Source organism: Streptomyces sp. NPDC042259, assembly GCF_055582085.1.
The window spans coordinates 390782-412387 of record NZ_JBVJDW010000001.1 but is presented as its reverse complement, the minus strand read 5'-3'; the positions used below and the strand labels follow the sequence as shown (position 1 = coordinate 412387).

Below are 21606 nucleotides of genomic sequence, written 5' to 3'. Positions count from 1 at the left end.
GGGCCGGAGCAATGGGGTGCGCACAGGGCGTCGGGCGAGCCGGGCGGGGGAGCAGCCGACAGGGGCTCAGAACCCGATCGGCGGCGCGTACTTGTAGCCCACGCGGCGGACGGTCACGATCGACGCGCGGTGCTCCGCGCCCATCTTGCGGCGGAGCCGGGCGACGTGGACGTCGACCGTACGGCCGTCGCCCACGTGACCGTAACCCCAGACGGTGGTCACGAGCTGGTCGCGGGTGTGCACCCGGTGCGGATGCGCGACGAGGTGCGCCAGCAGCTCGAACTCGAGGTAGGTGAGGTCCAGCGGCCGGTCCGCGACGTGGGCCGTCCGCTGCTCGGGGTCGATGCGCACCAGCGCGTCCCCCCGAGTGGCGGGTGCGGGAACCGGCTCCTCGGCCGGCACGAGCACCAGATAGCCGACCATCGGCGGCTGGCCCGGCAGGCTCGGCACCGTGTGCGGCGGGGCGGGCAGCCAGGTCGCCCCGGCGTGCAGCAGCTCGGCGACCGGGGGCACCTCGCCCGGGGCGACGGCCCGCAGTCGATGGCGGTGCGCGGCGCCGACGGTGGCGGGGACGCCCGAGGGATCGACGGCCGAGGAGCCGACGGTCGCCGAGGCGACGGAGGGGGACGCGGCCAGGGTACGGAGGTTCGTCATGGAAAGCTCAGCTCTTTCGCGCGAGAGACCGTCGAAGGGTCGTGCTGGTGCGCGGGGCCGTTGGCCGGAACTGGTGACCGGCGGCTGACTTCGACGTGGGTCAGCGGGAGGAGGGGGCCTGCGCGAATGCCGCGCGGCAACACACTCGGTCGAAGTCGTGGTGCTGACGGGAAGGCCAGAACGGCTCGAGGTCGCTGCGACCCGTCGCGGTGTTCTGATAGCTGGCCATGCCCCCTATTGAAACATGACCTGCGACGGGGCAGCAGAGCCCACCGGCGCAGGATGCGGAGGCCCAGCGTCCGGTGGACGGCCGCCGGCCGTCCACCGCCGGCCGTCCGGGAAAAGCGGAACTGATCGCTCAGTACGTCGGCAGCCGCTTGCGCCAGTCCAGCGGGTCGACCTCTATCGCCTGGCCCGGGTCGCCGTCCCAGACCACACCGAGCCCCGCCTCCACGAGCGCGGCCGCGACCTCGCGGCCGATCGAGGCGGTGTCGTCCTTCCCGCCGTCACCACCGCCCTCACCGTCGCCACCCTCGCCCCCGCCGTGATGGACGCCGTAGCGCAGGCACAGGCCGCCGCCCTCGACGGCCCGTTCGGTGTCCTGGTAGTGGAAGAAGACGAAGCCCCGGTCCCCCTCGGCCGCCTCGGCGCCGATCTCCGTCAGGCCGCAGTTGCCGCAGCAGGTGAAGTGCATCCGGGCGGTGATGCCCCGCCCGGACAGCGCCGCGAAGGCGGACTCCAGCCGGTCGACGTCCGTCACCTCGGGCCAGCTCGCCTGCTCGGCCAGCCGCTCACGCCACAGCGGCCCCACGATGCCGCGCGCGGCCGCCACGGACACCGGGGTCGCCTCGTTCTCGTAGAAGTAGTCGGACACCGCTTCCGCGATCTCGTCCGGCAGCTCGAACCCGCCCCGCACCAGCACCCCGGCGTGCTCCTCGGCCTCCTCCCGCAGCTCGGGGTCGAGGGCGTCCGCCGCCCGGGCGTCGGCCTCGTCGTCGAAACCGTCCGTGGCGTCGATGTCCGGAGCGCCCTCCTCGTCCTCCACCTCGGAGGAGAAGTCCACCCGCTTCCAGTCGTGCCCGTCGGCCCAGCCGTCCGCGCCCTCGGCCCAGCCCACGAACACCGCCACGACGTCCCCGGCGTCCCGCATCCGCGCCGCGAAGTGCCGCTCCTGCGAGCCGTCGCGGTACTCCACCTCGTAGGCGCCGCCGTGCTCGTGCCAGGTCTGTATGTAGTAATCGGCGTCACCGGACGTCCGCTCGACCACCGCGAACCGGTCGTCCTGCCCGCCCAGCCGGCCGATCACGGTGGCCAGCTCCTCGGCGGTGATCCCCGAAAGGACTTCGCCGGGCTCGGTGTTCACGGTGATGGGCAGCATGGGTCCCCCTCGCTTTGAGGGCCGCTCATGATCAGCAACCCACGTAGGAGCATCCTGACATCCCCCACTGACACGCCGGGCCCCGAGGTTCGCGGGCCCGGCCATTCCAGCCCGTCCGGCGTTTGAGGACGCGCCCGCAGGGCGCCCGCCGCCGCAGGCGGCAACGACGGGCCGCGGCCAGGCGACAGGGCGGTCAGCCCGCCGCGCCGACGACGGGGTAGTGGTCACTGAGGTCGGCGTACGTGTACTCCTTGCCCCAGCTGGAGACGGTCCACGGCGCGGACGTCTCCTTGACCACGTCGTTCTTCCACGTCGCGGGCCGCGCGTGGCCGTTGCGGTGCAGGACGTAGTCGAGGTCCTCACGGCCGTCCGACGGGTAGCGGTAGGCGGCGATCGAGTTCTCCTTCGTGTCGAAGGAGTACGGGTGACCCGTGCGCGCGGTCGCGGGCGCGAAGTCACCGGCGGCGAGCATCGCCCCGTATTCCGCGCTGTGCGAGTCCACGTTCAAGTCACCCGCGACCATGACCTGTTCGTTCGCCGGAATCCTCTTCGCGTCCAGGAACGCGTCGATCTGCCGGAACTGCTTCGCACGGTCGGCGGCCGCCTCGCCCGCCCCGCAGCCGCCGTCCGTCGACTGCGTATGCGTGCCGACCAGGTGCACCTTCGTCCCGTTGACATTCAACACCACATACGCGAAACCCTTGTTGGACCACCAGTCGGCACCGCAGGCGTCGTTGAAGACGACCTGCTCCTTGCGGACGATCGGCCACTTGCTGAGCACCGTCACCCCGCCGTCCTCCGGCGTGGTCGCCGAGTACGTGCCACCGGTGGCGTCCCAGCCGTCCCTGCTCCGTCCGACGACCGGGGTCTGGTACGGGTAGCGGTTGGCCGCCTCGGCCTTGAGCGCGTCCGAGGCGCCGTTGTCGAACGCCTCCTGGAGCACCACGACGTCATTGCCCTGGAAGAAGCCGGCGGCGGGTATCGCCTTGGCCCGGTGGCCCTGGCCCCAGTTCGGGTAAAGGCCCTTGTCGAACAGGAAGGTGTTGTAAGTGAGCACCTTCAGCGCCGGCACGGCAGCGTCCGCCGGAGCGGCGGCCTGAGCCGGCCGGGGCAGGGACACGACGAGCGCGGCCGAGGCGAGAACGGTGGCGAGGGCGGGGAAGGAGGGCTTCATGAGCGGCACTGCGTCTCCCTGTGGGGTGGGGACCCTGGGCGGGGCGGGGATGCGGAGGGTGTGGAGGGATGCGGATGGGATGTCGAGCCGTCGACATCCCATCAGCCGCACTTACTTCCGGATGACTCCCAGGTGATCAATTCGCCTATGGAAGCCGTCGAATTCCCCTCGGCATCACATCGCTCACCTTTTCCCCACACGCGCCCCGCCGCAACGCCCCGCGCGTTACGTCCCGCCGCTACGTCTTGGGAAAGCTGAACCCGTACCCCTCCTGCTTGAACCAGGGCAGCAACTGCTCCAGCGCTTCCATGGACTGCGAACGGTCCCCGCCCCCGTCGTGGAGCAGCACGGTGGGCCCGTTGGGCAGCTGCTCCTTCACGGACCGGACGATGCTCTGGGTGCCGGGCCGCTTGTAGTCGCTGGGGTCGACGCTCCAGCCCAGACTGCGCATGCCGTACGCGGCGGCGATCTGCCGGCTCGCGGGCGTGAACGCGCCGCCGGGGGCACGGTAATACCAGATCCTCTCGTTGCCGGAGGCCGCGTCGATCATCCTCTTCGCGTCGAGGATCTCCTTCGACTGGTACGCGACGGACTTCTTGTCCATGGCGACGTCGTGGTGGACGGAGTGGTCGCAGAGCCGGTGCCCCGCCGCGACGATCTTCTTGATCAGATCCGGGTGAGCTTCGGCGTTCGGGCCGGTGACGCAGAAGGTGGCCTTGACGCCGTATCGCGCGAGCAGCTCCAGGGCCTTCGGGGTCCACTTGGGGTCGGGCCCGTCGTCGATGGTGATGTTGACGACCTTGCCGCTGCCCTCGGCCTCGTGGACGAGGTCCATGTTCACCTTCGGCGCGGGCAGCGACGGGTCCGGCGTGGAGGTCTGGCCGGGCTCGGCGGTCCGCAGCGGCGCGGGACCGGAGGGACGACGGCTCTCGGCGGCGCCCGCCGAGGCATGGACGGAGAGGGCGGCCACGCCCGTGAGCGCGGCCGCGATCACCGACGCGGACACGATCAGCCCCGCACGCTTCATTCGTACCCCCCGGATTTTGTTGTTTCCCTTTTCCGTCATGTGGCTGCCCAATCCGTGCAACTCGTACGCCTCTTGCCCCATCGAGACAAACACGGGAAAGGGTCGGAAATGGGGGTGGTCATCATTCCGTCACGGAATGGGTACCGGGGCATCATCAATCGGGCGACAGCCCGTTTCGCGAGGGCTACGGTGTTCTGATGGTGCGTGTGCGAGAGATGACGGAAGCGGATATAGAAGCCGTCTCCGGGATCCGGGTGACGGGATGGCAGACGGCGTACGCGGGCGTGGTCCCGCAGTCGTATCTGGACGCGATGACGGTCGAGGACGACGCCCGGCAGCGTGCGGAATGGTTCGCGCGGCCGGACCGCACGGGGCTGGATCTGGTGGCCGTCGACGACAGCGCCGGCCCGGTCGGCTGGGCGAGCCTCGGCCCGTACCGGGGTGCGACCCGGGATCCGGGCCCGGCGGGGGAGTTGTACGCCCTCTACGTCCGCCCCGACCTGATCGGCACGGGCGTGGGCCGCCTCCTGCTCCACGCGGTGCACGAGCACGCGGCGGACCGCCGCTTCGGCACCCTCCTGCTGTGGGTGCTCCGCGACAACCCGCGCGCCCGCCGCTTCTACGAAACGGCGGGCTACACGGCCGACGGGGCGGTGCGCGGCGATCCGTACGGCGAGGTGGAACTCACCGAGATCCGCTACCGAAGGGCTCTGTGACCCCTCAAGGCCTCAACGCGGCCTCAACGCGGCTCGACGCGGCCTCAACGTTGGTTCAGCGTGCGGTCCGGGACAACGCCTCCCGTACCGCCTCCTCGGTGCGCGCCACCACCGCCGAGCCGTCGTCGGCGGTGATGATCGGCCGCTGGATGAGCTTCGGATGCCGCGCGAGTGCCGCAACCCACCGCCCCCGCTCCGCGGCCTCGCGCGGCCAGTCCTTCAGACCGAGTTCCTTCGCCTCGGCCTCCTGCGTCCGCGTGATGTCCCACGGCTCGAGTCCGAGCCGGTCGAGGACGGCACGGATCTCGTCCTCGTCGGGTACGTCGTCGAGGTAGCGGCGGACGGTGTAACCGGCCCCCTCGGCGTCGAGCAGCTCGATGGCGCCACGGCACTTCGAACAGGCGGGATTGATCCAGATCTCCATGCCGGCCACCGTATCGCGAAGGCCATGAAATACCGTCTGAGCTGGGGCGATTGTCAGTGGTCGGCAGTAAAATGGGGGGAGTTGAGTAAGGGCGCACACGCCCCCTGCCGGGAGGAAGCCGATGCCCATAGCCACCCCACTTCCCCACCTGCCCAGTGTCCCCACCCTGCCCAAGAAGCGCCTGCCCGCCGGGCACCCGCGCGGGTGGTACGAGACGCACAACCGTCGGCTGAAGGCGATGCGTCTGGCCATCGCCCTGCTCCACTCCGGCGTGTACCGCCCCGAGCAGGCGGACAACCGCAGGATCCGCAGGGTCGCGGCCAAGATCGGCGTGCACACGCCCTCCAACACGACCTGCCGCATGGTGCGCTCGCTCATCCCGCGCGAGGAGTGCTGACAGCTTTGTGACGGGACACGGAGGGAAGCCGACCCCTTGCTGCGAGAGGGAGAAGCAGGGGGCCCGGCTATGAAGGGGACAGCAGGACGCTCTTGGCGTACGCGAGCCGTTGGCGGGCTTTCTGGGTGTCCGGGTGCTCAGGCCCTAGCTCATCCTCCCGGAGCGCGACGTTCTGTTCGTACAGGTGAATCGCCCGCCGCGCGTTTGCGAGAGCAAGGTGTGCAGTGGCCAAATTGCCGCGGATGACCAAGGTCTCCGGGTGGCTGGGCCCCGATACGCGTTCACGATCCGCGAGCGCGCGCTCCAGGACGGCGACTGCGGGGCGGGGTGACCCGGACACCAGATGAGCGGTGCCGAGGTTGGCCCGGTAGACGAGGGCATCGGGGTGATCAGGGCCTTTGGCCCGCTCCATGTCGACCGATGCCCTTTCGAAGAAGGGAACGGACTTCGCCAACTGCCCAGGGGTTTGGTAGGCATGGGCCAGACAGGATCGGATCGCCACCGTCTCCGGATGGTCCTGGCCGAGAACCCGTGATGCCTCCGAGAGATTCTGCTCTTGAAGACGGATGGCACGGCCCACGTTTCCCGCCTTCTGGTATACGACGCCGAGAGTCCTGCGGGCCAGGAACGTGGAAGTGTGTTCCTTCCCGAAGACGCGATCGGCGTCTCGGACGTTCTGCTGGAGTAGCCCCGCAGCCCGGGCCGTCTGCCCGTCGGCCAGATAGGCGAGGGCCAGGTTGTAGCAGGAAGCCAGACGATCAGGGTGGTCCACCCCGAGGACCCGTTCGGTACGGGCCGTAGTTTCTTCGAACAGAGGGAGAGCGTTGTGTAGTTCTCCCAGCATCACTTGGGACGCAGCCAAATGTCCCTGCGCCCCAAGTGTGTCCGGATGATTGATCCCAAGGATCTTCTTCCGAGCAGAGGAAACATGCAGAAAGAGAGGCTGGGCGCAGGCAGCGTCTCCCTTGCTGAGGAATGCCATGGCCAGGGCGTTCTGGGCCGTCAGCGTGGCGCAGTCATCAGGGCCCAGCCTCCGAAGTCGACTCTCGAAAGTGTGCTGGAGCAGCGGAATCGCCCGGTCTCCCGCTCCCGACACCATAAGTGCTCCGGCGAGATTGCTCCGCACGCTTCCGGTCAGCTGATGCTCGGTGCCGAGTGTGAGAACGGCATCAGCGAAGGTCCGCTCCAGCAGCCGCAATGCCTCGCCGAGCCTCCCTACCTGCTGGAGTGCGCGGGCGAGATTGTTGCGGATGGCTAGGGCTTCTTTTCCGTTGGGTCCTTGTGTCGCTTCGACGACTGTCAGGACATGCCGGTAGAGGGCGATCGACTGGTGCACCAGCCCGGCCGTCTGGTGATTGTCGGCAAGGTAGCGAAGGCAGGCCATGGTCTGGCGGTCTTCGGGACCACGAATACGCTCCAAATCGGCTCCCGCGCTGGTCAGGTACGCGGAGGCATGGGAGACATGCCCCTGAGACTGGAGGAAGAGGCCGGCTCTGCACAGGATGAGCGCGTTAAGGGTGGTGATGGAGTCGTCGTCGGCTTCGGCCCGCAGACGAAGCGCCAACACCGTGATATGAGGCAGGTACGCAGTCCAAGTCGGCCACCCTGCGGGATCGCCCCAGTCCAAGGGAAGAGAGGCCGCTAAATGCGCGACGGCTAGATTCCTGCCCCATCGCACCGCTTCGGGTACGCGGTGAGGGTCCTCGGGGTCGGAGGTACGAGATACGTCCTGAACAAGCTTGTGCACGGTCAGAGCCCGGGTAGCGCTGCCAACAGTGATCATGTTGTAGGCGGCCAATCGCCCGACGGCGGTGTCCACATCAACAGGCCCGTAGAACTGACCTTCAGCCGCTTCTAGAGTTCCGTCCACCCCCATCAGGACATCTCGCGGTATATCCACTGAGTCATACCAAGCGAGGATCCTTAACACAGTGACTGCCAGAGGGGACGTCTCGGTGAGCCGGTCGAGGGTGACGCGCCAGACTCTGGCCACCGTTCGTTCCGGAGCGCTGCCCTCGGCGGCCTGCCGATACATCTCGGCCGGGTAATCGGCCAGCCGCCCCAAGTAGTCCCCGACACTGATTCCCGTCTCGGCGATGTAGGCACCGGCTTGAGTCAGACCCAGCGGTAAACACCCCAACTCGCTGCATAACTCGGCGACACTGCCCTCGGATGGCAAGGCGGAAGCGCCGAGAAACTTCGTAAGCAGTGACTTTGCTTCCTGCTGAGTTGGTGGATCCAGGCGCAGGACCCTCGTCGATTCCTGCCATCCGGTCGCACGTCTGCTGGTGATCAGAAAATGGCCGCTCGTCGGCAGGGCAAGCAATGGGGCGACGTCGGTCGGAGAGCTGACGTTGTCCAGAACGATCAGCCAGCCACTGTGAGTGGCCAGCCACTGCCGGCCCCGTTGGGCGAGGGCGTCCATCGTGAGTACGCTGTGCAAGGCGGGCTGGAGGGCCTGAGCCAGCTCCGCGAGCCCCGTGTCGATGCCGGCCTGGCTCTCCGCGTTGATCCACCAGACGGGATGACAGGATTCCGCCCGGCCGGATGCCCAGTGTGCGGCCAGGACGCTCTTGCCCATGCCGCCCAGGCCGTGAATGACATGCGCGGTGACGCCACTCGACTCCGCATGCCCCATGTCCAGTTCTCGCAGTTCGGCCGACCGCCCTACAAATGGGCTCGGCCGCCCGGGCAGTCGGAACAATCCCGCAGGGGCCGCCACCTCGCCCATGGGCGTGAAGGCTTCTGCGGGGAGGAAAGTTGCGCGATCGGCCTGCTGCTGCACGATGGTGGCGTACGCACCCGTGGAGGCGATTCCAGTGAAGATACCTGCCCCCGCGATGCTCCCGTTACCGGACGAGACAGCGAACGAGTGCCCCGGCTCAGCCATGAATGCGCTTCCCCGAAACGACCATGCCTTCGTTGGCCATGCGAACCTCACAGAACCCTTGGCTGCCGCGTTGACCCCACCCAGGATGACAAAAGGCTCCGACTCTCGCTGGTCATTTGGTGGTCGCGACAGAGTCCGCGGTAGACGTACCCGAAGCCGTCCACGGTTACGACCTGCTCGCTGGCCCAGGACGGGGTGCCCTTGCTCAAGGGCACCCCTCGCCGAACTTCACCGCGTCGAGCCGCACGGGCTGCCCGTCCAGCTTCGTGCCCGCCTTCGGATCCTGTCCGCACACCTGCCAGTTGGACTCGACCAGGACCATGCGGCCGCTGCCGGAGGCGTCCTTCACCGTGAGACTCGTCGAGCTGTCGAGAGCCTGCCGGGCGACCTTGACGGACTTCCCCGTGAACGCGGGCATCGTGCCCCCGGCCTTGGCGGGTCCGCGCCCACCCGAGTCGCCCTTCGCCGGGCAGTCCTCGGTGAGCTTCACCGCTGCGAAGTCCACCTTGGTGTCCGTCGGGGCGGTACCGGGTGCGGGGGTCTGCGAGCAGACCTTCCAGTTCCGGTCGAAGGCCTGCATGCGCCCACGGCCGAGCGCGTCATGCGAGGCGAGGCGGTGAAAGCCCGCGGCCTGAGCCTGGTCCTGTGCGGACTGGAGCCCCTTGCCGACGAGGTCCGGCAGCACGGCCGTGCCGCCGTCGTTCTTGCCACGGCTTTCTCCGGCGTGTGCGGGCTTGTCGGCGGTGTCGCCGCTCTCGCAGGCGGTCAGCGTGAGCAACGCCGTCACGGCGAGGAACATCAGGGCGTGGCGGGGGCGCATGCCCCCATCATGCGCGGCACGTCGGCGATCCGGGCGGGAATGACGAAGCTGCCTCCGGCGGCGCACGGCCCCGGGTGAACAACCCGCCAATCCCCTCGGACGGCCGCGCCGCGGGGGTAGCGTGCGGGACCCGATGCGCAGGCACCCGCGCCACAGGGGGAGAACCACCGTGCCACAGCCTTACCCGCATCCGTACGCCGTGCCACCGCCCGGGCCCCGGCCGAAGTGGCAGCACCCGGCGCTGATCGTCTGCCTGCTCTTCTTCCTGCCGCCCGTGGGGGTCTTATGGGTGTGGCTGAGCCGCTGGCCGCGCCGCAAGAAGACCATCGCGACGGTTCTGTCACTCCTGTGGTTCGCGCTGCTGCTCACGTCCGACCCACCGGCCGAGAAGGGGAAGCCGGACGCGGCCCCGAAGCGGGTGACGGCGATGGCGAAGCCGAGCGGGAGCCCGACGCGTTCCTCGACGCCGGAGCCGTCCCCGTCCCCGCTCCCTTCCTCCTCGCCGTCCCCTTCGCCAACGCCGACCGCGAGCCCGAAGCCGAAGCCGCTGGTGCGGCCCGAGGACAGGCGCTGGACGTCATGCGCGGCGGCGTGGCAGGGCGGGGTACCGCGCGACGCGGGCCTGACACGCGACGAGCACCGGGGCTACCGTTCGGCGCTCGACCCCGACGGCGACGGGCACGCCTGCGGCGACGACTATCCGGAGGAACCGCAGACGGAACCGACCCGGCCGACCGACGACGGCGCGGGCGGTACGTCAGGCGGCTCGTCCGGGGGCGGCGCCGCCTACTACGGCAACTGCACGGCGGCACGCGCCGCCGGAGCGGCCCCGATCCACCGCGGTGAACCGGGCTACCGCCCGGGCCTGGACCGCGACGGCGACGGAGTCGCCTGCGACCGATGACGGGGCGGGCGGCCGTCGCGCGGATGACGCCGCGCCTACGACGACGCGCGCCTTGCGGACGAGCCCGATGCGGCCGGCCTCGGCCCATCCCGGCTCGTCCGGCACTTGAGGGCTCCGCCGCGCGGCGGTGGTGGGCGGGTCACTCACCTTCCCGCGGTGAACACCTCGTCGAAGATCTGCCGCGCGAGTGCCTGCTCCCCTGACGAAACTGGCCCCTCGCGGCGCTCATAGTCAGCCAAGTACTCGTCCAGGATCCGACCTCGCAGCTCCCGCTCGGCTACCGCCGCGAGGAACGCGGAGAACTCGCGCCTGCCCACCCGTTGCCTGACGGCTTCAGCGGTGCCCTCGGGAAGCGAAAGGCTCACCCTGATCGTCGGCCCCTGGCCGATGCCGTACGGAGTCTCAGTCACGCGACGAAAATATCGGAGCACTAGGAATCGCGCCGGGTGTCGGGGCGGGCGATGCATGACGGCCACTGGACCGCTCTCCCCGCGAACCGGCCACTCACACGGCAAGTTCGCGGCGTTCAGCCTGTGACCTGCGTGAGCAAGTCGGAGTTCGCCTTCACGTCGTGTCCAAGGGCCAGGACGTGCCGGGGAAGCTGGCCGAGGAGTTCGAGCAGGGGCTTAGAGGCGGGGATGTCGGCGGACAGGAGGTTGAAGACGTCGGGGTAGCGGTCTTCGGTACCGGCGGTGAAGAAGTCGCCGGGTCCTACACTTCGGTCCTCGTCGAGGAGGGCGGGCGCGGCGCCGGGGGTGATCTCGGGAAAGAGGATGCGGGCGGCGTGTCCTTCGGTGGCCAGGGTCAGGCCGAGCCAGGTGTGCAGCTGGTCGGGGAAGAACTGGGGCTTGAGTTCCTTGCCGGACTCGTTCCACAGGGGTGTGCGGCTGCCGGAGTGGAGAGCGTCGGTGACTTTCCGGTGCTGGGTGGGGTGGAGCTGTTCGCCGCGCTGGACGCGTTCGCGGACCTGGTCGTACCAGCCGAGGGCGTCGAGGAGGCCGAGGCCGATGGCGGCGGCCGAGGGCCAGGGCAGGACCCGCAGCCGGTCGTCCTCGCGGCGGATGAAGACGCGGTCGTTGGCCAGTAGATGCCAGCCGGCGCGGGCCAGGAGAAGGGCGGTAGTGGTCTTCCCCGCGCCTTTGCCACCCAGGGTCAGTACGGTCTGCCCGTCACGGACGACGGCGGAGGCGTGCAGGATCGACCAGCCGTCCGCCAAGAGCTGCCCGCGGACGACCTCGCGGGCGAGCCGTGCGGCGGCCAGGGCGACGGGAACGTCTTCGCATCCGTAGATGCGCAGGGGGCCGCCGGGCTCGACTCGGTAGACCAGCTTGTCGTCGGGCTGGGAGGCGGCCACCGTGCCGTCGTTGTCTCGGTCGACGTGCATGGTCGAGTTCGCGTAGACGGTCTCCTTGTGGGAGCGGTCGGCCACGCGCTGAGCGGCCTTGGTGACTCGGTCGGGGTTCACGTCGGCGATCACTGCTGCGTCGGCGTCCGGGGCAGTGCTGGTGGCATTCCACCAGGGGCCGAAGTAGCGAAGAGCCCAGTCTGTGACCACCGGGCTGTTGCTGGTTACGGTTGCGGCCTGGGCGGCCGTGGCGATACGGACAGCGGTCTGGGGCACTGCGGTCTTCTCCTTCTGCCGGGGTTGCGCGGGGATGTGCAGGCGGGCCAGGGGCTCGTAGGCATCACGGAGCTTGGCGTCGGCGGCTACCAGCTGACGGGCCTCGGCGGCGTCCAGCCGGGGGAGGCACACGGTCGGGGTTCCGGCGGTGAAGCGCAACGGAATTCCCATCCACCGGCCCTCGTGGTTGACGGACAGCTCCACCACCATGTCGTTCAGGCCCAAGCCGGCACGGAGGGCAGCGATCACCGCTCCGGCGGGGCCGCAGCGTGTTCGACCGAGGCCCGTGTTGATTCGCCGGGGCCGCTCTGCCAGCTCGTCGCGGACCTGTCGCAGCGGCACCGGCACGGGCAGGCCGCCGACGCGGGTGGCCGATGCGCACGCCACCGCCTGGTCACCGTGCTCGCCGATCACGTGACCATCCACGGCTGACGGGGGCACGTCCAGAAGGCGGGCGAGGGCGAGGCGGTAGCGGGCGGTGTCGGTGTTCGAGCCGACCCCGTAGACGCGGGTACAGCCGGAGACCTCGGCGAAGAGCCGGGCCATGAGGTCGACCGGGTTGGTCACCACAACCACCAGTCCTTGGTAGTGGGCCAGTCTCCGGGCCAGGTCCGCGATGACGGGGGCGTTCGCGTTCAGCCCGGCCATCCGGACGTCTGTGCGGGCGGTGTTGGTGAAGTCGGCCCTGGGGCAGACCACGATCGCCTCGCAGGAGACGAGTTGACCGGCATCCGCCGCGTGAACCGCCCGGACGGGGGAGGCGGTGACCTGGCACATGTCCTCCAGATCGGTCACCAGGGCCTGTGCCGAGACGCCCGTGCGGGAGACGATGCGGACGGACTCGCACCAGCCGGCAGCCGTCAGCAGCATGGCCACACTCTGGCCGACGGCCCCGGCACCGATGACCCCGATACAACCAGCCGACGCCGTCACCGGTCCGCCGCCTTCGCCGCGTCGGTCAGGGCCCGCCGCCATACTGTCCGCGGGTCCGTACCGACGACGAGGTGGGCGGTGGCGCGGTCGAGGAGGGTGACCACCGCCTTTGTCCGCCGGGTGATTTTGTCGGCGTGTTCGGGCAGTGGCAGATCGGCCGGACTGGTCAGGTAGGTGCTGAGGATGTTGGTGGTGTCCATCAGCCACAGCACCACCAGGTGCTTGACCCATGCGGCCCGTTCGTCGGGACTCAGGTCGGCCGTCATCACGTCGGCGAACACCCCGATGCCGGCGGTCGTCGCGTCGGCCGCGGCCCGGTCCGGCGGGGATGCGATCAGGTTCAGCACGGTTCGCGAGACCAGCTTCGCCACATCCGTCTGGGGCCGCCCCCGGGCCAGGCCGGGGTCGAGGAAGACCGGACGGCCATCGGGGCCGTCGGGGAAGATTGCGTGATCGGGCTTCAGGTCGCCGTAGACCACTGGCCGCCTCCCGGCCGCCGGAGCCGGCCGAAGATGCCGGAGCCGGCCGACGACGGGGGCCAGCATCTCGCCCGTGTCACCGGCTTGGCGCAGGTAAGTGGAGCTGCTGATGCCGTTGAACTTGCGTTGGAAGGTGGAGCCGATGCCGCGTTCGGTGATCGCTGACTCATCGACGGCCCGGGCAACGGCGGGCCGCTGGAGGCCCGCCAGTTCGACCAGAACGCGGGTCATCAGCTCGCCTGTGCGGTGCGGCTCTTTGGCCAGCAGGTCGGCCAGTGTTGGCCCCGCCACCGGCTCGGTGAACAGCACTCCACCGTGGTACCCGGTAACCGGGCAGGCCAGCACTCCGGCTTCGTCGCCCAGGATGGCCAGGGCTTTCGCTTCCCGCTCCAGCAGTGTCCCCGGCGATCCCCGGTAGGCGGCCTGGGTCGCCCGGACCGTGGCCCAGTTCCCGGCGGTGCCCCGCAGCACCGACACCAGTGACAGCCCTAGCAGCGAGACCTTCGCGTATAGGGGTTGGCCGTTCAGCGTCAGGCGCCGGACGTAGGTCGTCACGCTCGGCGTGTGCTGGCCGAGCCGCACTTCGGCGCCTGGCCACAACTCGGCCGCGGCCTGTTCGATCTGCTGGTCCGCGTAGGCGAAGACGGCCGCGGTCGCCGGGACGGCGCTCAATGATCCCGCCATCTCAGTGACCCTCTGGCCATGACGTCGCGACCGAGAGCGTGTTGAAAGCCCACACCCAGCCGAACGACACGCTCAGCCAGTCGCCAAGGGGCTTCCTGCCGCTGGCCGTACGGGACTTGTACGTCACTGTCGTCTCCTTTGGGGGAAGGGATGCAACGGGCTGTCGGCATGGCGAAAGCACGGAGCTTGAGGGGGATGCCGGGATCAAGGGGGAGAGCCGGGATTGCCTTCGGGCACTTCCGGGCGGCTGCGATTAAGTGAACCGGCCGTCACGCATAGTGGGTACGGTGAGAGCGAGGCCAAGCGGTATACGTGGTTTACAGCCCCAGGGCGGGGGAGGTCATGGCAGCAACCAACAGACCCAATATCCGTCTGCGCGAGGTCATTGACGCGATCGGCTGTACGTACGAAGCGCTGGCCAAGGATGTGCGCCGGATCGCTGCGGAGAACGGCGAGATCATCCACACGAACAAGTCGGCGATCTCCCACTGGGTGAATGGCACGCGGCAGCCCACTGGTCAGACCGGCCACTACCTGGCGGAAGCTCTCTCACGCAGGGCCGGCCGCACCATCACCCTCACCGAGATCGGCCTGCGCCACCCCGAAGCCACTGTTCCCGACGACCCCGATCCCGTCGTCACAGCCACCGACCTCGGCCGCGCCGACGTCGAGCGACGCCGCTTCCTGGCCGTGGCCGCCTTCACCACCGCGGGCGTGGCGATGCCCCTGGCCTACGACCACGAGGCGGCGTCCCGCATGCTTCGCGCACGCACCGGTAGGTCCCTGGTCGGGGCAGAGGACGTCGAGGTGGTTCGCCAGATCACCGCCGCATTCAGTGTGGCCGACGAACGCCTGGGCGGTGGTCACGGGCTCACCACCGTCACCGCCTACCTCGCCGACACCGCCTCCCCGATGCTCCGCGCCCGCTTCCCCTCCGACGCCTTACGCCGCGCCGCCTTCGGCGCCGTCGCCGAGCTGGCTTACCTCGCGGGCTGGAAGCACCACGACCTCGGCCAGGAAGGTGCCGCCCAGCGTTACTACCAAGTCGGCTACCAGCTCGCCTGCGAAGCCGACCCGCACGGCCACGCCGCCTGCATGATGCGCGCCCTCGCTCACCAGGCCCTCAGCCTCAAGCAGCCCCACCACTGCGTCGACCTCGTCGAAGGAGCCCTCAGCCGCGGCCTCGGCCACGTCGACGGCCAGACCGAGGCACTGCTCCACATCACTCACGCCCGCGCCTTCGCCGCAGTCCACGAGAGGCCCGCAGCGGCCCGCGCCCTGCTCGCCGCCGAGGACGCCCTGCTCCGCGACGACTGCCCACAGCCCAGCTTCTCCGTCGTCAGTGGGCCAGCCGCCGGTACCGTCGCCAGCCACACGGCCCGTACGCTCACAGACCTCGCCGATCACGTCGGCACCGAGCAGCAGCACCGCGACGCGCTCGTCCGCTGGGACCCCGAGAAGTACAAGCGTGTCCACGCCCTCACCTACGCCGACCTCGGCGATAGCCTCGCCGCCCAGGCCCGCGCTGATGAGGCCGTCGCCGCCTGGAACGAGGCCCTCACGTTGATGGCGGGCATGACCTCCGACCGCACTCGCAAGGCGATCACCTCCATCCGATCAACCCTGGCGGTCTATCAGCGGCGGAAAGTGCCCGGCGCCGCTGAACTCGCCCGTCGCGCCCGGGAGGCGCTCGCCTAACATGCCCACCAACCCGGCCGACGAAGGGACCCCCGTGGCTCAGCCGACAACCGATGACCAGTCCACGGCACTCAAGCCCGCCCTGGAATCCATGACCCTGCTGGTCGCCGCCGTCATCGTCCACGACAAGGCCACCAACCGCGTCGTCCTCCTCCAGCGCAGCCAGAACGCCAAGTTCGCCCAGGGCATGTGGGACCTCCCCGTCGGCAAGAGCGAGCCGGGGGAACCGATCACCGAGACGGCCGTACGTGAGCTGTACGAGGAGACCGGTCTGACCGTGAAGCCGGACACGCTCAAGGTCGCCCACATCATCCACAGCGCTTGGGGCGTGGAGGCACCCAACGGCTTCCTCACGGTCGTCTTCGTCGCCCACGAATGGACCGGCGAGCCCGAGAACCGCGAACCACGCAAGCACGCCCAGGTCCGCTGGGTAAACGCGGATGCCCTCCCCAAAAGGTTCGTGGACACCACTGCCAGCGCTCTGCATGGGTACCTTGCCGGGGGCCCCCAGGTATCCCTCGACAGTTGGAGGTAAAAAGTCCGCATCGACCATCGGGCACGCTTCAGCCCCCTTGTTGGAAGCGACCCCCTTCAATGACTGATTCCCACCATTCTGGTTCGGCTGAGCGTGGCTGCCATTCCGTCGCTATGGATCCGTCCAGAGCCAAGCCATACATAAACAGATGTTCCCCGAGCTCCCGACCATCCCTCTTTTCCAGGACTGAAGCGAGCCTTCCGAGAGTCCCCGCATGTCCCGCATCTACGGCAGTTCGGCAGATTTCCTCGGCGCCAGCTATGTCCCCAGCCTTCTCTCGCATCCATACGAGGGCGCTTAGTGCTTGGTTATGACCAAGTTCAGCCGACTTCTTGTAGATCCTTTCAGCTCCGGACAAGTCGCCAAGGGCGCGCCTGTAGTGACCCAATTGATTAAAGGCATAGAGGTCGCCTTCCGCTGCTGCCTCCAGATATACCTCTTCGCCTGAGCCGTGTTCCGCCTCTTCAGCCAATGTCGCTAGGACCGAAAGAGCAAGCCATCGCCCCTGATATACATGCCAAGGTGCATCCCATACCCCAGATAACTGTGCGCCAACGGATTCTGCAGCACTTCGAGCTAGTCGCTCATTATCTTCTCGGGAACCCGTCCCCGAACCGACACGGAAGGCTGCAAGTGTTGCTAGCGCGAAATAATCACCAAGGTCTGCCGACTGGTGTGCCGCGCTCTCTGCCTTCGCCCGGTCGCCAGCCCTTTCCCACATTTGCATCAACTCAAAGGCGGCCGATGCATCTCCAGCGGAAATAGCCTGCTGGAATAGCTTATCTGCAGATTCGATGTCCCCTGCCTGCATTCGAAGACGACCCCACAGCGTCAGGGCTTCCACCTCACCAAGATCAGCGGCAGCACTTGCAAGCCGTTCCGCTTCCTCCGTAGTTTCGAGATACTTCGGCATCTGGGCCAGTGCAAGCAGAGCCACTGGATTCCCCGTGTCGGCGGCAGCCCGCGACAGTCGCTCTGCTTCCGCATGGCTTCCCTCTTCTTGATGCATCAGGGCCAGGTTCAACAGGGGGTCAGGAAAGCCGACTTTCAAAGCCTTCCATGCCAGCTTTTCGGCCTCTCTCAGGGGATACCGATCCTGATGAAAATACGCCAACTCCGCCCACGCCTCTGGATGGCCATCCGCAGCAGCACGTGAGAAGAAGCTCTCTGCTGTGCGAAATCGACCACGTCGATCTGCAGACTTGGCCAGGCCATAAAGATCCGCAGGACTGGCTGCGTATTGTTCCGCTGCGACCCAGAATGAGGCCGGAGGAAAATGGTGGTGACGCAGCCTGCGGGCATAATGGTCTAGGTAATCGGCTAGTCGGTATACATTTGGAAGTGACCCCATACCGCCCGGGTTCGCCACATCGCCAAGGGGTGCCACAACTCCCATCACTTCTGTCCGCGCATAAGTTATAGCCTGAGAAAACCAGTCAAACGGAGCGGCGGCTCGCTGCGCTTCCGTTAGATAACCAGGAGTCGCGGCCTCGAGGAAACTGGCAGGCAATGGCGAGGTATGCCCGAGACGGCGGGCGTCCATAGCTGCTGTGATGACAGCTTTTGCGTAGCAGGCAGGAACTCCATCTGATTGTTCATAGCGGTCGACCAGTTGGGGTGCCGCCGCGAGAGTCTGCGTGATCGCACCGCCTGTGCTGGTACATATGGCGGTGCGCAATGACGAATCATCCCGGGACCGCGCAGCCTGCAAGGCGGAACCTCGAAAGACGTCGGGAACGCTGAAGAGAGCTGCCTGGGAGAGTAATGCCCGCGCTTGGCGATGTGGGTCGTTCCCCCCGCTTTCCGGCCTGTCGGTCAAAGCGCGGTAGTGCGCTGGCCAGAGGGTCGCAATGATCACCACAGGGACATCTTGTTCAAGCTGCCGCCTCAAAGTCACAGCTGCCGATTCACCCAACGGGCCCGACAAGAATTCCTGAGCCTCGTTCAACCAAACGATCGTCTGCGCGCCCAGGGCGTCAGCAGCCAGGATCTCCAACAGGCTTTCAGAGTCCTTCGGGAATACCAATTCCCAGTCGGACAGGCAAGCGCGTACTGCTTCATAGGCCGTACGAGTCTTTCCCGTACATGACTCGCCACGCACCACGACGAACATCGCATCTTGGCCACTAGCAGTCTTATCCAGACAGGCACGCAATGCCTGGTCATGTCGACGCTCCACGTATGACGGCAGAACGAAGCCGCCGTCGGATGGGCTCAACGAGCCCGAAATGCCTGTCGGCCCAGAGATCGCGGGGTGGACTCCAAGCTGCTGAGGACGCCACTGCATCACAGCCCGTGGAGGGTCAGCCAGCGCTGCGATACGCGCCATAGCGTCATGACCTGCCAAGGCGGTCACGGCACGTTCACGCCTGACCCCGATACTCACGGTCTGTGCTCTACGCTCAGCGACCTCTTGATACCGAACACGCCATGCACCTGGATCCAGCAGCGGTCGGTCCTCTGCGGGAACCTCGATTCCCGCTCGTGAAGCCGTGCTTTGTAGCGATGCTACCGCTGCAGTGAATGCTTCCACGTTCTGCGGAAAGCGGCTGCCACGCAACCATTCGCTCACGGTCGACTGCGAGCGCATGCCGGCTGCCCGCGCCAACGCTCTCAAAGGTAGATATGGCGCAAGGCGGGTGCGGTACAGACCACCTAGTCGGCGTAGGTCTGCGAAGAAGGCATCCTCCCCACACGGGGAACCTGCAGTGACGACCATCCATCCCCCCTGCCGTCCAGTCTATCCAGCGCACACCCCTGATGCACCACGAGCCTACGCCTCTGACCAGCCCCATCACCTCGGCTGTGTCCAACTGGCCAGACATGGCTGCTGAACACCGCACTGGACAGGGAGCGTTCGGACCGCCACATCCGACAAGACGTTCTGATTCGCCTAGGACTCTGCATGCGCTTCATTGACGCCACACGCCGGAGCATCGGCTTCGTGATCGATACATTCACTCCGGTCGGCACGATCTTCCTCATCATGTTCTTGCTGCTCTATGCGGGAGTGGTCCTGCCTGCTGTTTGGTCGCAGCACCCCTACCGTCGCAGCGCAGCCAGCCGCATGCTTGATCTGATGCTTCGGCACACGTACCAGACGCTCCGCGCTATCCGCCGCCAGTTCCCCGGGCAGTGAGATCCCCACGCTCAGGTCGGGCGGTCGGCTGATTCAGTTGGCAGCTCAGGCCGGACCCGTAGCTGCTCCAGGCGACAGCCGAGGCACGGACCGCATCGCCATGCGTCTGCTCCCAGACCGGCACCGGGTTTTCCCGACGGCATGAGTGCCAGCCGCGCAGTCCGCACACAGTCCGCAGCCACCCGATCAAGACCGTCGTACCCCTTGCCAGTAATCGCCAGATCGGCGACTTGCAGCGCCCATCGCTGCAGGTCGCCAAACCGACCCATGACTAGGAGTAGGGCCGCCGTCGCATCCAGAGTCTGGCCAAGCAGCGAGGGCCGCTACCCCGACTGTGGGGTAGCGGCCCTCGCTGTCACGTCTGACGCCAGGTCAGGGGTTTGGCCGGGCGGTGCGCACCGGGTGCACAAGGGGGCGGAAAGCAAGCGGTGACAGTGAGAACTCCTGAAAAGAGTTTCCGCAGGTCACAGCCTGTTTACAGCGCTCCCGCCCAGGGCACCCGACCCGTCTCCTAGATGTCGAAGTACAGCTCGAACTCGTGCGGGTGCGGCCGCAGCTGCATCGGCGCGATTTCGTTCGTGCGCTTGTAGTCGATCCACGTCTCGATCAGGTCGGACGTGAAGACACCGCCCGCCTGGAGGTACTCGTTGTCGGCCTCGAGGGCCTCGAGGACCGCCGGGAGGGAGGTCGGGACCTGGGGGACGCTCGCGTGCTCGTCGGGGGCGAGCTCGTAGAGGTCCTTGTCGATCGGCTCGGCCGGCTCGATCTTGTTCTTGACGCCGTCGAGGCCCGCGAGCAGCAGGGCCGAGAAGGCGAGGTAGGGGTTCGAGGACGGGTCCGGGGCGCGGAACTCGACGCGCTTGGCCTTCGGGTTCGAGCCCGTGATCGGGATGCGCATGGCGGCCGAGCGGTTGCGCTGGGAGTAGACCATGTTGACCGGGGCCTCGAAGCCGGGGACCAGGCGGTGGTAGGAGTTCACCGTCGGGTTGGTGAAGGCCAGCAGCGACGGGGCGTGCTTGAGGATGCCGCCGATGTAGTAGCGGGCGGTGTCCGAGAGGCCCGCGTAGCCCTGCTCGTCGTAGAAGAGCGGCTCGCCGCCGGTCCACAGCGACTGGTGGACGTGCATGCCCGAGCCGTTGTCGCCGAAGATCGGCTTCGGCATGAAGGTCGCGGTCTTGCCGTTGCGCCAGGCGACGTTCTTCACGATGTACTTGAAGAGCATCAGGTCGTCGGCCGCGGCGAGCAGCGTGTTGAACTTGTAGTTGATCTCCGCCTGGCCGGCCGTGCCGACTTCGTGGTGCTGGCGCTCGACCTGCAGGCCGGCCGCGTCCAGCTCGAGGGAGATCTCGGCGCGCAGGTCGGCGAAGTGGTCGACCGGCGGGGCCGGGAAGTAGCCGCCCTTGTAGCGGACCTTGTAGCCGCGGTTGTTCTCCACCGCACCGGTGTTCCAGGCGCCGGCCTCGGAGTCGATGTGGTAGAAGGACTGGTTCGCGCTGGTCTCGAAGCGCACGTTGTCGAACACGTAGAACTCGGCCTCGGGGCCGAAGTACGCCGTGTCGGCGATGCCGGTGGAGGCGAGGTAGGCCTCGGCCTTCTTCGCCACGTTCCGCGGGTCACGGCTGTACTGCTCGCCGGTGATCGGGTCGTGGATGAAGAAGTTGATGTTGAGCGTCTTGTCCTTGCGGAACGGGTCGAGGCGTGCGGTCGACAGGTCCGCGCGAAGCGCCATGTCGGACTCGTGGATGGCCTGGAAACCGCGGATCGACGAGCCGTCGAACGCCAGCTCCTCGGCCGGGTCGAACGCCTTCGCCGGGATCGTGAAGTGCTGCATCACGCCGGGCAGGTCGCAGAAGCGGACGTCGACGAACTTGACGTCCTCGTCCGCGATGAACTTCTTGGCGTCGTCGCCGTTCTGGAACATCCAACTCCTCCTAGCCCGGCCGAGAGCGGTCGGGGGTTGCTTCGGTGGCGCAGTCCATGTGCGGGTGACGCGCTGGGGCCGACCCTAGAGAGACGGGATTTCCCAAGCATGACCCATTTGTTTCGCCGAGGTTAACCGGAGCGACGCCCTCTCACTGCGGGGACGCACTGCGGGGACAGGCTGACGGGCGACCCGGGCCGAAAGGAACGTAT

18 protein-coding genes are annotated in these 21606 nt (G+C 67.7%); 6 read left to right on the top strand and 12 right to left on the bottom strand.

The features are described 5' to 3' along the window. Nucleotides 1–66: 66 nt before the first annotated feature. The 4 genes from ACZ6MA_RS01880 to ACZ6MA_RS01865 form a co-directional block, all read right to left on the bottom strand. Nucleotides 67–654, bottom strand: coding sequence for a winged helix-turn-helix domain-containing protein (locus ACZ6MA_RS01880; protein ID WP_469430266.1), 588 nt, complete (start codon nt 652–654; stop codon nt 67–69). Between the two features lie 358 nt (nt 655–1012). After that, a complete protein-coding gene (locus ACZ6MA_RS01875) occupies nt 1013–2032 on the bottom strand; it encodes a DUF6891 domain-containing protein (protein WP_469430265.1) in 1020 nt (339 codons plus the stop codon). 193 nt (nt 2033–2225) lie between these two features. Then, nucleotides 2226–3206 carry a sphingomyelin phosphodiesterase gene (sph, locus tag ACZ6MA_RS01870; protein WP_469431166.1) on the bottom strand — a complete coding sequence of 327 codons (981 nt, stop codon included), beginning with the start codon at nt 3204–3206 and terminating at the stop codon, nt 2226–2228. A gap of 238 nt (nt 3207–3444) precedes the next feature. Then, on the bottom strand, nt 3445–4233 hold the full coding sequence (locus ACZ6MA_RS01865) for a polysaccharide deacetylase family protein (RefSeq protein ID WP_469430263.1): 789 nt from the start codon (nt 4231–4233) through the stop codon (nt 3445–3447). Between the two features lie 197 nt (nt 4234–4430). On the opposite strand from ACZ6MA_RS01865, the gene ACZ6MA_RS01860 reads away from it, so the two are divergent. After that, complete coding sequence (locus tag ACZ6MA_RS01860; protein WP_469430262.1) at nt 4431–4949, top strand: GNAT family N-acetyltransferase; 519 nt, start codon at nt 4431–4433, stop codon at nt 4947–4949. 55 nt (nt 4950–5004) lie between these two features. Here ACZ6MA_RS01860 and ACZ6MA_RS01855 read toward each other — a convergent pair whose 3' ends face one another. Continuing rightward, nucleotides 5005–5373 carry an ArsC/Spx/MgsR family protein gene (locus ACZ6MA_RS01855; protein ID WP_469430260.1) on the bottom strand — a complete coding sequence of 123 codons (369 nt, stop codon included), beginning with the start codon at nt 5371–5373 and terminating at the stop codon, nt 5005–5007. A 121-nt stretch (nt 5374–5494) separates the two neighbouring features. Here ACZ6MA_RS01855 and ACZ6MA_RS01850 point away from each other — a divergent pair, with 121 nt between their 5' ends. Next, the gene (locus ACZ6MA_RS01850) at nt 5495–5770 is read left to right on the top strand and encodes a hypothetical protein (RefSeq protein ID WP_469430259.1); all 276 of its coding nucleotides are present in this window, start codon (nt 5495–5497) and stop codon (nt 5768–5770) included. A gap of 67 nt (nt 5771–5837) precedes the next feature. On the opposite strand, the gene fxsT is transcribed toward ACZ6MA_RS01850, so the two are convergent. Then, nucleotides 5838–8555 carry an FxSxx-COOH system tetratricopeptide repeat protein gene (gene fxsT / locus ACZ6MA_RS01845; protein WP_469430257.1) on the bottom strand — a complete coding sequence of 906 codons (2718 nt, stop codon included), beginning with the start codon at nt 8553–8555 and terminating at the stop codon, nt 5838–5840. A gap of 310 nt (nt 8556–8865) precedes the next feature. Continuing rightward, nucleotides 8866–9480, bottom strand: a complete 615-nt coding sequence (locus ACZ6MA_RS01840; protein WP_469430256.1) for a hypothetical protein — start codon at nt 9478–9480, stop codon at nt 8866–8868. Nucleotides 9481–9907: 427 nt separating this feature from the next. Here ACZ6MA_RS01840 and ACZ6MA_RS01835 point away from each other — a divergent pair, with 427 nt between their 5' ends. Beyond that, on the top strand, nt 9908–10384 hold the full coding sequence (locus ACZ6MA_RS01835) for an excalibur calcium-binding domain-containing protein (protein WP_469431164.1): 477 nt from the start codon (nt 9908–9910) through the stop codon (nt 10382–10384). Nucleotides 10385–10527: 143 nt separating this feature from the next. On the opposite strand, the gene ACZ6MA_RS01830 is transcribed toward ACZ6MA_RS01835, so the two are convergent. From ACZ6MA_RS01830 to ACZ6MA_RS01820, 3 genes are all read right to left on the bottom strand, one after another. Further along, nucleotides 10528–10794, bottom strand: a complete 267-nt coding sequence (locus tag ACZ6MA_RS01830; RefSeq protein ID WP_469430255.1) for a hypothetical protein — start codon at nt 10792–10794, stop codon at nt 10528–10530. 116 nt (nt 10795–10910) lie between these two features. Continuing rightward, a complete protein-coding gene (locus tag ACZ6MA_RS01825; protein ID WP_469430253.1) occupies nt 10911–12875 on the bottom strand; it encodes a hypothetical protein in 1965 nt (654 codons plus the stop codon). Between the two features lie 59 nt (nt 12876–12934). Further along, nucleotides 12935–13999 carry a phosphotransferase gene (locus tag ACZ6MA_RS01820; protein WP_469430251.1) on the bottom strand — a complete coding sequence of 355 codons (1065 nt, stop codon included), beginning with the start codon at nt 13997–13999 and terminating at the stop codon, nt 12935–12937. 444 nt (nt 14000–14443) lie between these two features. Between ACZ6MA_RS01820 and ACZ6MA_RS01815 the strand changes: the two genes are divergently transcribed. After that, entirely contained in the window at nt 14444–15799 is a 1356-nt protein-coding gene (locus tag ACZ6MA_RS01815; protein WP_469430250.1) for a helix-turn-helix domain-containing protein, read from the top strand. A 1-nt stretch (nt 15800) separates the two neighbouring features. Beyond that, complete coding sequence (locus ACZ6MA_RS01810; RefSeq protein ID WP_469430248.1) at nt 15801–16334, top strand: NUDIX domain-containing protein; 534 nt, start codon at nt 15801–15803, stop codon at nt 16332–16334. Between the two features lie 28 nt (nt 16335–16362). On the opposite strand, the gene ACZ6MA_RS01805 is transcribed toward ACZ6MA_RS01810, so the two are convergent. Further along, nucleotides 16363–18447, bottom strand: coding sequence for a tetratricopeptide repeat protein (locus tag ACZ6MA_RS01805; protein WP_469430246.1), 2085 nt, complete (start codon nt 18445–18447; stop codon nt 16363–16365). Nucleotides 18448–19239: 792 nt separating this feature from the next. Between ACZ6MA_RS01805 and ACZ6MA_RS01800 the strand changes: the two genes are divergently transcribed. Next, complete coding sequence (locus ACZ6MA_RS01800; RefSeq protein WP_469430245.1) at nt 19240–19473, top strand: hypothetical protein; 234 nt, start codon at nt 19240–19242, stop codon at nt 19471–19473. Between the two features lie 511 nt (nt 19474–19984). Here the strand turns inward: ACZ6MA_RS01800 and glnA are convergent. Further along, on the bottom strand, nt 19985–21394 hold the full coding sequence (glnA, locus tag ACZ6MA_RS01795) for a type I glutamate--ammonia ligase (protein WP_130877418.1): 1410 nt from the start codon (nt 21392–21394) through the stop codon (nt 19985–19987). Nucleotides 21395–21606 lie beyond the last annotated feature (212 nt).